This is a genomic window from Rhizobium leguminosarum (genome assembly GCF_010668065.1).
Taxonomy (GTDB): domain Bacteria; phylum Pseudomonadota; class Alphaproteobacteria; order Rhizobiales; family Rhizobiaceae; genus Rhizobium; species Rhizobium leguminosarum_S.
Window position 1 is genome coordinate 170,673 of record NZ_WUEN01000001.1, and the last position, 11,911, is coordinate 182,583.

Genomic DNA, 11,911 nt, shown 5'->3' on the forward strand with positions numbered 1-11,911 from the left:
CAGTCATGCAAAGGGCATGCCCGCCGGTTCCCGTGGTCCTTTCCTGCGCCCCCTTATTGGTTTTGTCGAGCGCCGGAAAATCGCCAGTTGCCTTTGTTTTGCATCTGGCGGATAATTTGACCGATTGGTAAACATTACAACTTCCACCGCCGGGCTCAAGACGAAAATCACGAAAATTGCCGATAAAAATACGGGCGGTTGCTCAAGAAGGCGGCGGGGGATCGCTTCCAGAAAAACTTGAGCGAAGAAGTTGAATTTCAAGGGGAAATAACAGCCTGTGACCATACCGAGAGCAGCGAAAACCCTGAGGCGGACGCGAATCCAGGAGGAGAAGGAAGAGCAGATCCTGGAAGCGGCCCTCGACGTGTTTTCGGCAAGCGGCTTCCGCGGCTCGACCATCGACCAGATCGCCGAAGTGGCCGGCATGTCGAAACCCAACCTGCTCTATTATTTCCGCACCAAGGAAGCGATGCACCGGGCGCTGATCGACCGGGTGCTCTACACTTGGCTGGAGCCGCTGCGGGCCTTTAACGCCGAAGGCAATCCGGAGGCGGAAATCCGCAGCTACATCCGCCGCAAGCTGGAGATGGCCCGCGATTTTCCGCGCGAGAGCCGGCTCTTCGCCAATGAGGTGCTGCAGGGCGCGCCGCATATCGAGGACGAGCTGAAGGGACCGCTGAAGGAACTGGTCGACGAGAAGGCGGAGGTCATCCGCGCCTGGGCGAAATCAGGCAAGATCGTCAAATGCGATCCCTATCACCTGATCTTCTCCATCTGGTCGACGACGCAGCATTACGCGGACTTCGACGTCCAGGTGCGTGCCGTGCTGGGGCAGGAACATTCGGGCGAAGGGCGCTTCGAGGATGCGGCGCGGTTTCTGGAACAGCTCTTCATCGGCGGCCTGCGACCGGATCCCCTTGAGGCGTGAGGGTTTACCCTCTTCTTGGAAGCGGCACCCGGGCAAGAATATCCGTCATGCCTTCCATCGTATAAGGCTTCTGTAGCACAGGCGCGTCCGAGTGGCTGTTCGCCTGGGCGATGCCCTCCCCATAGCCCGTGGCAAAAACGAAGGGCACGCCGTCGGCTGCCAGCCGGTCGGCAATTCCGAAACTCGTCTCATCGCCAAGATTGACATCGAGAAGCGCCAGATCGAAGGACTGGCCTGCCAGAATTTCCATCGCCTCAGTGACACTTGGTGCCGTAGCCACGTCGGCGCCCAGGCGGCGCAGGATGTCCTCCCCATCCATGGCGATGATCAGATTGTTTTCCACCAGCAGCACGTTCAGGCCGGAAAGCGGTTGATCGTCGGGATTGGTCTTGGGTTCGGTTGCTCCGATCGGAACCGGATTTGACCGTTCGCTGGTCGGGCCGACGACATATCGCGCCGGAATACAGAAATCGGCCTCGAGCCCATCCCTGAGGTAGCGGACCTCCGCCTTGCCGCCGAGGTCATAGGGGATCGAGCGGCGGATGATGGTCGAACCGAAGCCATGGCGTTTGGGTTCGAGGACGGGCGGACCATCCTTTTCGCGCCAGCCAATGCGCAGATTGCCCTCGTCGTCGCGGTGCCAGCCAAGTTGGACCGTGCCGCTGCCGGTGCCGGAAAGGCTGCCGTATTTGGCGCTGTTGGTCATCAGCTCATGGAAAACCAGGGCGGCGGTGGAAAAGGCCTGCGGTTCCAGCAGCATGTCCTCGCCGCTCATCTGGATGCGTTGCGCGTTTTTCCCGAGATAGGCGGCGGTCTCTGCCAGCAGCAATTGCCGAAGCGAAGCGGGCGCCCAGTGATCGCGGGTGATCTGGTCATGGGCGCGGGCGAGCGACTGGATGCGGCCCTCGAGCTGGCGGATGTAGTCGCCAAGGCCGACCGACGTTGCCTGCGACTGCCGGATGATGCCGGTGATGAGGCTCAATATGTTGCGGACGCGGTGGTTCAGCTCGGCAATCAGCAGTTCCTGGCGCTCGTTTGCCGTCTGGCGCGCCATGCTGACCTCGTCGGTGAGGCGCAATACCACCTCAATCAGTGTGACGCGGATCGTTTCGGCGACACGGTGCTCGGCCTCCGTGAAGGGGAGGGAGCGACCACGCACCAGTTCCGACCAGGCCTCGAAACTCTTGCGCGGCGTTAGCCGCGGGCCGTTCGGGCCGTATTCCACCGGCTTGTGCGGGTCGCCGCCCCAGCGGACGGTGCGCACCAATTCCTGACGGAAAAGCACGACATAATCGCGCGGCGAACGCGAGATCGGGATGGCGAGCATGCCTGCCACAGCATCGTCGACCTCAAGATCCGGATAGGCTTCCGCGAGCCTGTCCACGGCATAGATGCGGCCGGCGGCGTTGCGGTTGAGGTGGCGGACGAGGGCCGCGAAGCCTCGCTCATTCGGCCCGATGCCGGCAAGGGCCAGGCGGCCGTTGATCCAGACGCCGATCCCGTCGGCAGGAATGGCGTCGGCGAGCGCCTCGATCAGCCAGGCCGGATCGTCGAGCAGGCTCGCATTGTCTGCGACGGAGGTGAGAAGCCGGTCGGCAATGCGGCGCGCCTTGGTCTCGTAGTCGAGAGCCAGTCGCCGTTCGCGGCTTTCAAGGCGGGACGCAAACATCTGGCCGAAGAGTTCGGCAGTGGAGCGGCTTTGGGCCGAAGGCAGACGCGAGCCATAGTGATGGCAGGCAAACAGGCCCCAGAGCCTGCCATCCACAACGATCGATATGGAGAGCGAAGCGCCAACGCCCATGTTTTTCAAATATTCGATGTGGATCGGCGAGACCGAACGCAATACCGACATGGAGAGATCGAGCGGCCGGCCGTGCTCGTCGAGCTGCGGCAGGATCGGGACCGGGACGGCGTCGACATCGGCAATGATGCGGAACAGGTTGCGCAGATAAAGCGCGCGCGCCTGTACCGGAATGTCGGAAGCCGGATAGTGCAGCCCGAGGAATGAGCCGATGCCGGCCCGGGCGGCTTCCGCCACCACTTCGCCAGAACCGCCTGCGTCGAAACGATAGACCATGACCCGATCGAAACCGGTGAGCGCGCGCGCTTGTCTTGCACCTTCGCGGAAGAATGCTTCCAGTGTTTCCGTGTGGTCGAGGCGCGACATCATGCTGCGCATGGAGAGCGACGCGGCGTCGTGCCTGTCTTCCTGGCAGCGCTCGCCTTCGATGATGACCTCACCTCCGTTCAGGTGCACGGCAAGGTCGAACCTGTTTTGATCGGGCATCAGGGCGATGCCGAAAATGCGCTCGACGACGTCGGAACCACGCAGCGTGGTAAGCTTGTTGCGGATTGCGTGGAGTGCTTCGGGTGTGATCACAGAGATAACGGGACGGCCGAGCGCGTCGGCCTGTGTCACTCCGAGAAACTCCGCCAGATTTGCGGAGGCGCGCATGACGATCCAGTCTGAGGATACCGCCATGAGAAAGCCGAAGGGCTGGACCGAGCCGAGCTGGTGGATCGGCTCACGGTCGCAGTTGGTGAGATCGACGGGTTCGTGCGTGCCGCTCATGGGACCGCTTCCAGTTCGACTTGCCCCGCTTTGAGGAAGAGCTCGAAGACATCGCGGGCTGCGGCGGCGGCAAGGCTGGGGTCGTCCACCGTGCTCGCGTCAAGACGATCCATGAAAAGCCGCATGGCGCCCTTTGGGCCTTGCGGGCTCAGGTAGCTGCTGGGCAAGTGGTCGGGCACCGCCTTGGCGAGCAACGCTCCGCCGAGCTTGGAGCCTTCAAGGACATAGGCTGCGCCCCAGACCGCTGCTTCGCTGCGCAATACCGGTTGCGGAAGCAGTACCGGCAATCGATCATCGAGTTCCCTTATGTCGGCAGCCAATAGATGCGCGCGCCTTCGGTCCGGCCAGTCCGGCAGCAGACGGCCGATTCCTCCATTCTCAAGCGCATGTTCGACTGATGGTACGACCCGCGCATGCGCGCGCAAGAAAGCCTTGTAATCCTGGGTGCGTGAGAGGTTGAAACTGCCGAAGAGGGTGTCGACCGCGGCGTGGCAATCTGCAGTTTGTGCGCGGAGGGCGCTGCGAAGTGACATGCTGACGTTTTTCCGAGTGATATGGCGGCCGCCCACAACGGACGGTGAATGAGCGGATATACTGCGGTATCGCGTTATTTCTAGAGAAAGCCGAAGAATAACATGGGTTTCTCGTCGCTCGCAGACGCGCTGCAAGCGCTTCAGCCCATCATTGCCGGCAGTCCGGCGGCGAGCGTATCGATCGCGAGCCGCACCTTCGGTAGCATGACCGGAGAGCGCAGCCAAACGGCATGGGCATCGAAGACATTGGCCGGTTCCTGCTTCAATACCTGAATGAGCCGGCCTGCCAGCACCTCCTCGCGAACCAGCCAGCAGGGGAGCCAGGCAAGACCGCGCCCAGCGACGGCCGCATCGGAAATCGATGCGAGGTCGTCGAGCCGCAGGCGCGCCTTTGGCGCCAACCGCCGCCCGGGATCGGCTGCGGTCGGAAATATCCAACCCTTGTCGTCATCGCCCCGCCTGTAGACGATGCCTTCATGCTGGGGAATATCGAAGACTGTCTGCGGCGCGCCATGTATTTCCAGATAGGCGGGCGATGCGCAGACGGTCATTCGCTGCCGGGCGATCGCCCGGGCCATCAGATCCGGATTGTCCTTCAACGGTCCGTTGCGAATGACAAGATCGAAGCCGTCTTCGAGCAGGTCGACGATACGGTCGTTGAAGGAAAGGTCGAGTTCGAGGTTCGGATGTTCATCGAGCAGGCGTGCGAGGGTCGGCGCGATGCAATGGCGGCCGAAAAGCACGGGCATCGAGATGCGCAGGCGGCCGCGCACATCCCGTCGGCCGGATTCCAGCATGGCTTCCCCGAGGCGGATTTCCTCGACCGCCCGCAGGCAGCGCTCGTAGAAGAAGCGGCCTTCCTCGGTGAGGCTCTGCATGCGTGTCGTACGGTTGAAGAGGCGCACGCCGAGACGCTGTTCCAGACGTGCGATCGTCTTGCCGACCGCCGAACGCGTGAGATGGAGCCGCTCGGCGGCAGCCGAAAAACCACCTGCCTCGACGGCTTCGACAAAGATCGAGATACCCTTCAGCTGTTCCATTTGTTTCCTCTTTGGAACCATTCTGTTGAATTAATATCGCAACTGGTGCGAAATATTCAACGATATGTTTGCGCTCCCTGCAATGGACAAGGAGCAAGACAATGCAGACAACACGGCAATGGCAGATCGACGCGGTTGGGCCGGAGCGCCAGCTGACGATCGGCGAGCGGAAGCTCGAACCGGTTTCGGGAAACAGGGTTCTGGTGCGGACGGAAGCCGTCTCGCTCAATTTCCGCGATCGGTTGGTGATGGAGAGCGGCATGGGGTTGCCGCTGCAATTTCCCTTCGTGCCGGCTTCCGATATGGCGGGTGTCGTGGAGGCAGTCGGACCCGATGTCAGCCGTTTCAAGCCGGGAGATCGAGTCATCTCGACGTTTTCGCCCGACTGGATCGACGGACGCGGCTTGGGCGATGCGCGCACGCCACCTTACAAGACACGCGGCGGCTTCTATCCCGGTGTCCTCTCCCAATACACTGTGCTTTCCGAGGAATGGTATTCACGCGCGCCTGATACGCTCGATGCGGCGCAGGCGAGCACCTTGCCCTGCGCCGGGCTGACTGCCTGGTTCGCACTGATCGAACGCGGCGGCCTGAAGGCCGGCGACAAGGTGCTGGTGCAAGGCACCGGCGGTGTTGCGCTCCTCGGTCTGCAGATCGCCAAGGCGCATGGCGCGGAGGTCTTCATCACATCAGGCAGCGCCGAGAAGCTCGAACGCGCCATTGCTCTCGGCGCCGATCACGCGATCAACCGACATGAGGGCGACTGGGTTGAGCAACTCTATCAGTTGACCGGCGGCTATGGCGCCGATCACGTGCTCGAGATCGTCGGCGGCCCGCATCTCGGCCAGGCGCTGAAGGCGGTGGCGATCAATGGCCGCATTTCCGTCATCGGCGTGTTCGAGGGGTTCGAGGTTTCCGGCCCGGCCGGCCCGCTGCTGCTCAAGGCGCCTGTCGTGCAGGGCATTTCCGTCGGCCATCGCCGCGCGCTTGAAGATCTGGTGCGGGCAATCGACCAGACCGGGCTGAAGCCTGTGGTCGACAAGCGTTATGCCTTCGACGAATTCCCTGAGGCGCTCGATCATCTCTATCGCGGGCCTTTCGGCAAGGTGGTCGTCGAGTTCTGACGGCGGCGAATTTCCCTTCTCCTCGCTGCAATAATTGTCGGGAAGAGAAGGGAGGCCATCAGGCGGCAGCGGGAACGCCCTGTTCGAAGGTGAAGCCTTCATCGGCCCAGCCGGTCATGCCGCCGATCATCAGCTTGGCCTGGAGGCCGAGATTGGCGAGGCGGAAGGCAGCCTTGTCGGCGCCGTTGCAGTGCGGGCCGGCGCAATAGACGACGAAGAGTGCATCGCTTGCCCATGTCGACATGCGGTGCGCCGTCATCTTGCCGTGCGGCAGGTTGATCGCTCCGGGAATGTGGGACTCTGCGAAGAGCTGCGGCGAGCGCACGTCGAGGAGAACGAAATCGACTTTCGCGGCCGCAAAGGTGGCATGCACGTCCGAGCAATCGGTTTCGAAAGCGAGCTTGGCGGCAAAGTGAGCGACAGCGGCATCCGGAGCTGCAGCAGGTATTTGGGAAACGGGGCTTGGCATCGGTTTTTCCTTTTTCTGAAGTTGCCGCCTGGTATCGCCGATGCTAGAGCTTTGCGAAATTGGCCATCATGACCGACAGCGTAAAGATCATGCCAAATTCATCGCCGCAGCAGACCAAAGGACCGCTGGTCGCAGCACTTGCCTATGACGGGCTCTGCACCTTCGAATTCGGAATCGCCTACGAGGTCTTCGGCCTGCCACGCCCGGAGATGGGCGAAGGCTGGTATCGCTTCTCGGTCTGCGGCATCGAACCGGGTCCGCTTCGCGCTGCGGGAGGGCTGACGGTCGCAGTCGACGAGGGACTGGAGCTGCTTGACGAAGCGGACCTGATCGTCGTGCCGGGTTGGCGGTCGATCGATGCCGCCGTTCCCGAGTCGCTGGTTTCAGCGCTCAAGGCAGCGCATGAACGCGGCGCACGGATCATGTCGCTTTGCTCGGGTGTTGCGGTTCTTGCCGGATCGGGGCTGCTTGCCAACCGCAGGGCGACGACACATTGGCGCTATGTCGCCTCGATCGCCGCGCGTTATCCCGATATCGCACTCGATGCCGACGTTCTCTACATGGACGAAGGCAGCCTGCTGACAGCGGCAGGCAGTGCCGCCGGTATCGATCTCTGCCTGCATGTGGTGCGCGGCGATTTCGGTTCGGAGGCCGCAAACAGCGTCGCCCGCCGCCTCGTCGTTCCGCCGCACCGCGAAGGCGGACAGGCGCAGTTCATTCACGCGCCGGTTCCCGAGGAACGCGAGGGCATCCGCTTGGGGCCGCTGATCGAATGGATGCGCGAAAGCCTTTCCGACGACCAGCCGATCAGCCTGCTTGCCAAAAGAGCGGGCATGAGCATGCGCACCTTCCAGCGGCGCTTCGAAGCGACGACGGGCCTCAGCGTCGGCGAATGGCTGTTGAAGGTGCGGCTGCGGCATGCCCGCGATCTGCTGGAAAAGGAACTTGCTGTTTCGCTCGACGACATCGCCGCCGCCAGCGGCTTTGGAACACTGGCGACGATGCGGCATCATTTCCGCAGGCGGCTCGGGACGAGCCCGAGCGCCTATCGGAAGTCATTCGGTGATTAGGCTGACTTGGCGCTTCGAACGTTGCCGGCAGAATGCAACGCCGCGGATCGATCTTCTCCGCGGCGTTGCGAATTCTTATTCTGCCGCCTGGCGGGCCATCGGGTTGTTCGGGTGTGTGGTCCAGTTGGCATAGTTCGGGTCGACGACGCGGCCGGTGCGTTTGTCGAGGGTGCCGGCAGGAAGCTGCTCCATGGTGATGCAGTTCTCGACCGGGCAGACGCTGACGCAGAGATTGCAGCCGACGCATTCCTCGTCCATCACTTCGAAATGGCGAGCGCCGTCGACGAAGTTGGTGATCGCCTGATGCGAGGTGTCCTCGCAGGCGATGTAGCAGCGGCCGCATTTGATGCAGGCGTCCTGGTCGATCTTCGCCTTGGCGATGTAGTTGAGGTTCAGATATTGCCAGTCGGTGACGTTGGGCACGGCGCGGCCGGTAATGTCGTCGAGACTACGGTGGCCCTTTTCGTCCATCCAGTCGGAAAGGCCCGTGATCATCTCCTGGACGATCTTGAAGCCGTAGGTCATCGCCGCCGTGCAGACCTGGACGTTGCCGGCGCCGAGAACGAGGAATTCAGCAGCGTCCCGCCAGGTGGTGATGCCGCCGATGCCCGAGATCGGCAGACCGTAAGTTTCGGGATCACGAGCGATCTCGGCCACCATGTTGAGCGCAATCGGCTTCACCGCCGGGCCGCAATAACCGCCATGGCTACCCTTGCCGCCGACCGTCGGGTTGGGGGCGAAGTTATCGAGATCGACGGAGACGATCGAATTGATCGTGTTGATCAGCGACACGGCATCGGTACCGCCGGCCTTGGCGGCGCGGGCCGGGCGGCGGATATCGCTAATGTTGGGCGTCAGCTTGGTGATGACGGGCATGCGGGTGTACTGCTTGCACCAGCGCACCACCATCTCGATATACTCAGGCACCTGGCCGACGGCCGAGCCCATGCCGCGCTCGGACATGCCGTGCGGACAGCCGAAGTTGAGCTCGATGCCGTCGGCGCCGGTTTCTTCCACCAACGGCAGGATCGCCTTCCAGGCCTCTTCCTCGCAGGGAACCATGATCGAAGCGATCAGTGCCCGGTCCGGCCAGTTCATCTTCACCTGCTTCATTTCCCGCAGGTTGGTATAGAGGTCGCGGTCGGTGATGAGCTCGATATTGTTCAGACCGAGCAGGCGGCGGTCGGCGCCCCAGATCGCGCCGTAGCGCGGGCCGTTGACGTTGACGACGGGCGGGCCTTCCTCGCCCAGCGTCTTCCAGACCACGCCGCCCCAGCCGGCCTTGAAGGCGCGCTCGACATTGTAGGCCTTGTCGGTCGGCGGCGCAGACGCCAGCCAGAACGGGTTGGGGGACTTGATGCCGACGAAATTATTACGGAGATCAGCCATTGTTCATTCTCCCCTTCAAGCAACCGCGACAGCCGGAGCGGCTGCTGCGGTGAGGGCACGATGGATGGATTCAGCCGCGTCGCGACCGTGGGCGACGGCCGAAACCGTGAGATCGTCACCGCCGAAGACGCAGTCGCCTCCTGCCCAGACGCCGTCGAGCGAGGTATGGCCTTCGCCATCGACAGCGATGCGGCCGGATTCCATGCGCAGCGAACCGAGAGCAGAGGCGTCAAAGGTCTGGCCGATCGCCTTGAAGATCTGGTCGGCGGCAATCACACCGGTCTCGCCGGTGCCGACGAGGCGGCCATCGAGGATTTTGGTATATTCCACTTCGATGGCGGCGACCTTGCCGTCCTGCGCCAGGATCGATTTCGGCCCCAGCCAGTGGCGGATGATGACGCCCTTGGAGCTTGCCAGATCCTGCTCGAATTCCGACGCGTTCATGTGCTCCTTGCCACGACGGTAACAGATCGTCACCTCTTCGGCGCCGAGCAGCTTTGCCTGCACGGCAGCGTCGATTGCCGTCATGCCGCCGCCAAGGACGACGACGCGGCGGCCGATGGCGATCGCACCCTTGTCTTCGGCCTGGCGGAGTGCCGCGATGAAATCGACGGCGTCGTCGACGCCTGCAAGGTTTTCGCCCTCGATGCGCAGCGCGTTGACGCCGGCAAGGCCGATACCGAGGAAGACGCCGTCATATTGCGCCTGCAGATCGGTGAGCGAGAACTCCTGGCCGAGACGCCGGCCATGCCGGACTTCGATGCCGCCGATCGAAAGGACGTAATCGACTTCCTTCTGGGCGAAGTCGTCGACCGTCTTGTAAGTGGCGATCCCGTATTCGTTGAGGCCGCCGGACTTTTCCCTGGCATCATAGATGACGACGGAATGGCCGTTCACGGCCAGGCGATGGGCGGCGGCAAGGCCGGCCGGGCCTGCGCCGACAACGGCGATCGTCTTGCCGGTCGGTTCGGCCCGGGCATAGAATTGCTTGTCGGCCTGCATGGCGGCATCGGTGGCGTAGCGCTGCAGGCGGCCGATCTCGACGGGCCGCTCTTCGGCGGTGTTGCGCACGCAGGCCTGCTCGCAGAGTTCCTCGGTGGGACAGACGCGCGCGCACATGCCGCCGAGAATGTTCTGATCGAAGATCGTCTTTGCCGAGCCGATCGGATTGCCGGTCGAAATCTGGCGGATGAACAGCGGAATGTCGATCGAGGTGGGACAGGCCGTCATGCACGGCGCGTCGTAACAGAAATAACAGCGGTCGGCGGCGACCAGCGCCTCATGATTGTCGAGGCGTGGATGCAGATCGGAAAAATTAGCATCATACTCGGCGGGCGAAAGCCGGCCGGCATGGATCCCGGTTTCCAGTCGTTCCATTGAAGTTCCCTCATTATTGGTAAACGGCCTGTGAGGGAAAGCGTAACTCAGGTTTAAAAATTTATCAAACGGTAAAATTTTGACGATTTTTGCGTGTGGTCCCGCAAGTAATCAATTGTTTTTGCTGGAAGAATTTAATCGACCTGCATCGTTGAAACGGCTGAGCGCGCGACGAGGGAAGGGCATCCGAAAAAAGATGCAAAAAAGCCGAATTTTTTTGGATGGCAGGGAACCAAAGTTTGATGTCGTCGTTATTGCGATATCCGGATGGTGATCGCATCGACCCAACATGCGCGCCCCCAACCCACTATCCGGACGTACTCACGGTCCCCTCCCGGTGAGTGAAGACAGCCGGTGCGCCGCCCTCGCACCGGCTGTTTTTCCGTTTTCGGCTGTCTCCAGGGCTTTCACACTCGCTTGAAGATCTCGAATTCGGTTTCCGGAATTGTCAGACGGTACTCGATTCGGCCGGGAACGAGGTTCAACTCCGCCTTGCCGTTGACCGACGAAGGCACGACACGCTCCAATACGGTGCGGCCGAAGCTGTTGTCGCTGAATTCGTGGACTTCTGCCTGATCATGCAGAACTTCCGCCCAGGCGACTTCGATCGCCTTTCTGTCGTTGATCATGGCTTCGCGGCAATTCAGCGTGATAGAGGCGGCACCGCCAGCAATCGCGCCGAAGGAGGCGGAGTTGACGATGAGTTCATGGAGGGCGAGCCCGAGATGCACGGCGGCATTCGGTGTCAGGTGAGCGTTGATGCCATAGATCGGCATGGAGCCGGCCGTCTCCGGCCAATAGGGAGCAAACTGCTTTTCGGCGAGTTCGAAGAGATAGGCGCCGCGCCAGCTCGAATCCGTGATCAGGTCCTGCGAGTTGGAAAGCGATTGCAGCCGTCCCCGGAATTTGAGGAGGAAGCTGTCGAGAGAGAGCGTGTTGCGCGCCGTCTGGGTGGCAATGCCCTGGATTATGGCGAGAAGGTTCTTCGAGCGGTGTGAGAGTTCGCGCAGCAGCGATTTCAGAACTTTTTCGCGATGCCGGCTTTCGGTGACTTCAGCCATGACGGACAGAAGTCCATATGCGCCGCGTTCGCCGGTGCGCTGGATCTTCAGTTCATAAGTGCGTCTTTCGCCGTCGACGTCGATCTCGACCTCGGCATTGGTGGGGATGCCGGTTTCCAGCACCTTGTGCTTCAGCGCCGTCAAATATCGGCCGTGCGCATCGCCAAAGAGGACAGCGTCGCTGCTGCCGGGCGCAAAGAGCGCTGCAAAATGCGGCGGCAGATTTTCGGCGTAGAAAATCGACAGTCGGGCGTCCTGGCAAAGGATCGAAATCCCGGCGCTGCCGAGCGCGCGTTCCATCATTGCGGCTTTGCCTTCGAAGGTAAAAGGCATGCCGGACAATGGTTC

At 61.9% G+C, this 11,911-nt stretch carries 11 protein-coding genes; 3 read left to right on the plus strand and 8 right to left on the minus strand.

Going from position 1 to position 11,911, the window contains the following annotated elements:
* Window positions 1-3 precede the first annotated feature (3 nt).
* On the minus strand, window positions 4-261 hold the full coding sequence (locus tag GR198_RS00755) for a hypothetical protein (RefSeq protein ID WP_164066985.1): 258 nt from the start codon (window positions 259-261) through the stop codon (window positions 4-6).
* A 16-nt stretch (window positions 262-277) separates the two neighbouring features.
* Between GR198_RS00755 and GR198_RS00760 the strand changes: the two genes are divergently transcribed.
* The gene (locus tag GR198_RS00760) at window positions 278-928 is read left to right on the plus strand and encodes a TetR family transcriptional regulator C-terminal domain-containing protein (RefSeq protein ID WP_029872411.1); all 651 of its coding nucleotides are present in this window, start codon (window positions 278-280) and stop codon (window positions 926-928) included.
* Window positions 929-932: 4 nt separating this feature from the next.
* On the opposite strand, the gene GR198_RS00765 is transcribed toward GR198_RS00760, so the two are convergent.
* The 3 genes from GR198_RS00765 to GR198_RS00775 all read right to left on the minus strand — a co-directional run bounded on the left by GR198_RS00765 (window position 933) and on the right by GR198_RS00775 (window position 5,073).
* Window positions 933-3,500, minus strand: a complete 2,568-nt coding sequence (locus tag GR198_RS00765; RefSeq protein ID WP_164066987.1) for an HWE histidine kinase domain-containing protein — start codon at window positions 3,498-3,500, stop codon at window positions 933-935.
* On the minus strand, window positions 3,497-4,033 hold the full coding sequence (locus tag GR198_RS00770; protein ID WP_164066989.1) for a biliverdin-producing heme oxygenase: 537 nt from the start codon (window positions 4,031-4,033) through the stop codon (window positions 3,497-3,499). Before GR198_RS00770 ends, GR198_RS00765 begins: the two co-directional genes overlap by 4 nt.
* Window positions 4,034-4,173: 140 nt before the next feature.
* A complete protein-coding gene (locus tag GR198_RS00775; protein WP_164066991.1) occupies window positions 4,174-5,073 on the minus strand; it encodes a LysR family transcriptional regulator in 900 nt (299 codons plus the stop codon).
* Window positions 5,074-5,174: 101 nt separating this feature from the next.
* On the opposite strand from GR198_RS00775, the gene GR198_RS00780 reads away from it, so the two are divergent.
* Window positions 5,175-6,197 (plus strand): zinc-dependent alcohol dehydrogenase family protein, encoded by a 1,023-nt coding sequence (locus GR198_RS00780; protein WP_029872409.1) that lies wholly within the window; start codon window positions 5,175-5,177, stop codon window positions 6,195-6,197.
* A 58-nt stretch (window positions 6,198-6,255) separates the two neighbouring features.
* Here GR198_RS00780 and GR198_RS00785 read toward each other — a convergent pair whose 3' ends face one another.
* A complete protein-coding gene (locus GR198_RS00785) occupies window positions 6,256-6,666 on the minus strand; it encodes a rhodanese-like domain-containing protein (protein ID WP_029872408.1) in 411 nt (136 codons plus the stop codon).
* Window positions 6,667-6,734: 68 nt separating this feature from the next.
* Between GR198_RS00785 and ftrA the strand changes: the two genes are divergently transcribed.
* Complete coding sequence (gene ftrA / locus GR198_RS00790) at window positions 6,735-7,736, plus strand: transcriptional regulator FtrA (protein WP_164066993.1); 1,002 nt, start codon at window positions 6,735-6,737, stop codon at window positions 7,734-7,736.
* A gap of 75 nt (window positions 7,737-7,811) precedes the next feature.
* Here ftrA and preA read toward each other — a convergent pair whose 3' ends face one another.
* From preA to GR198_RS00805, 3 genes are all read right to left on the minus strand, one after another.
* Window positions 7,812-9,125 (minus strand): NAD-dependent dihydropyrimidine dehydrogenase subunit PreA, encoded by a 1,314-nt coding sequence (gene preA, locus GR198_RS00795; protein WP_003542260.1) that lies wholly within the window; start codon window positions 9,123-9,125, stop codon window positions 7,812-7,814.
* Between the two features lie 15 nt (window positions 9,126-9,140).
* Entirely contained in the window at window positions 9,141-10,502 is a 1,362-nt protein-coding gene (locus GR198_RS00800) for an NAD(P)-dependent oxidoreductase (RefSeq protein ID WP_029872406.1), read from the minus strand.
* A gap of 407 nt (window positions 10,503-10,909) precedes the next feature.
* A complete protein-coding gene (locus GR198_RS00805; protein WP_029872405.1) occupies window positions 10,910-11,905 on the minus strand; it encodes a sensor histidine kinase in 996 nt (331 codons plus the stop codon).
* Window positions 11,906-11,911: the final 6 nt, after the last annotated feature.

Excerpts from the sequence above, each read along its gene's own strand:
- ftrA (WP_164066993.1), top strand. The coding sequence starts at position 6,735 with ATGACCGACAGCGTAAAGATCATGCCAAATTCATCGCCGCAGCAGACC.
- GR198_RS00775 (WP_164066991.1), bottom strand. The coding sequence starts at position 5,073 with ATGGAACAGCTGAAGGGTATCTCGATCTTTGTCGAAGCCGTCGAGGCA.
- GR198_RS00780 (WP_029872409.1), top strand. The coding sequence starts at position 5,175 with ATGCAGACAACACGGCAATGGCAGATCGACGCGGTTGGGCCGGAGCGC.
- GR198_RS00800 (WP_029872406.1), bottom strand. The coding sequence starts at position 10,502 with ATGGAACGACTGGAAACCGGGATCCATGCCGGCCGGCTTTCGCCCGCC.
- GR198_RS00765 (WP_164066987.1), bottom strand. The coding sequence starts at position 3,500 with ATGAGCGGCACGCACGAACCCGTCGATCTCACCAACTGCGACCGTGAG.
- GR198_RS00770 (WP_164066989.1), bottom strand. The coding sequence starts at position 4,033 with ATGTCACTTCGCAGCGCCCTCCGCGCACAAACTGCAGATTGCCACGCC.
- preA (WP_003542260.1), bottom strand. The coding sequence starts at position 9,125 with ATGGCTGATCTCCGTAATAATTTCGTCGGCATCAAGTCCCCCAACCCG.
- GR198_RS00785 (WP_029872408.1), bottom strand. The coding sequence starts at position 6,666 with ATGCCAAGCCCCGTTTCCCAAATACCTGCTGCAGCTCCGGATGCCGCT.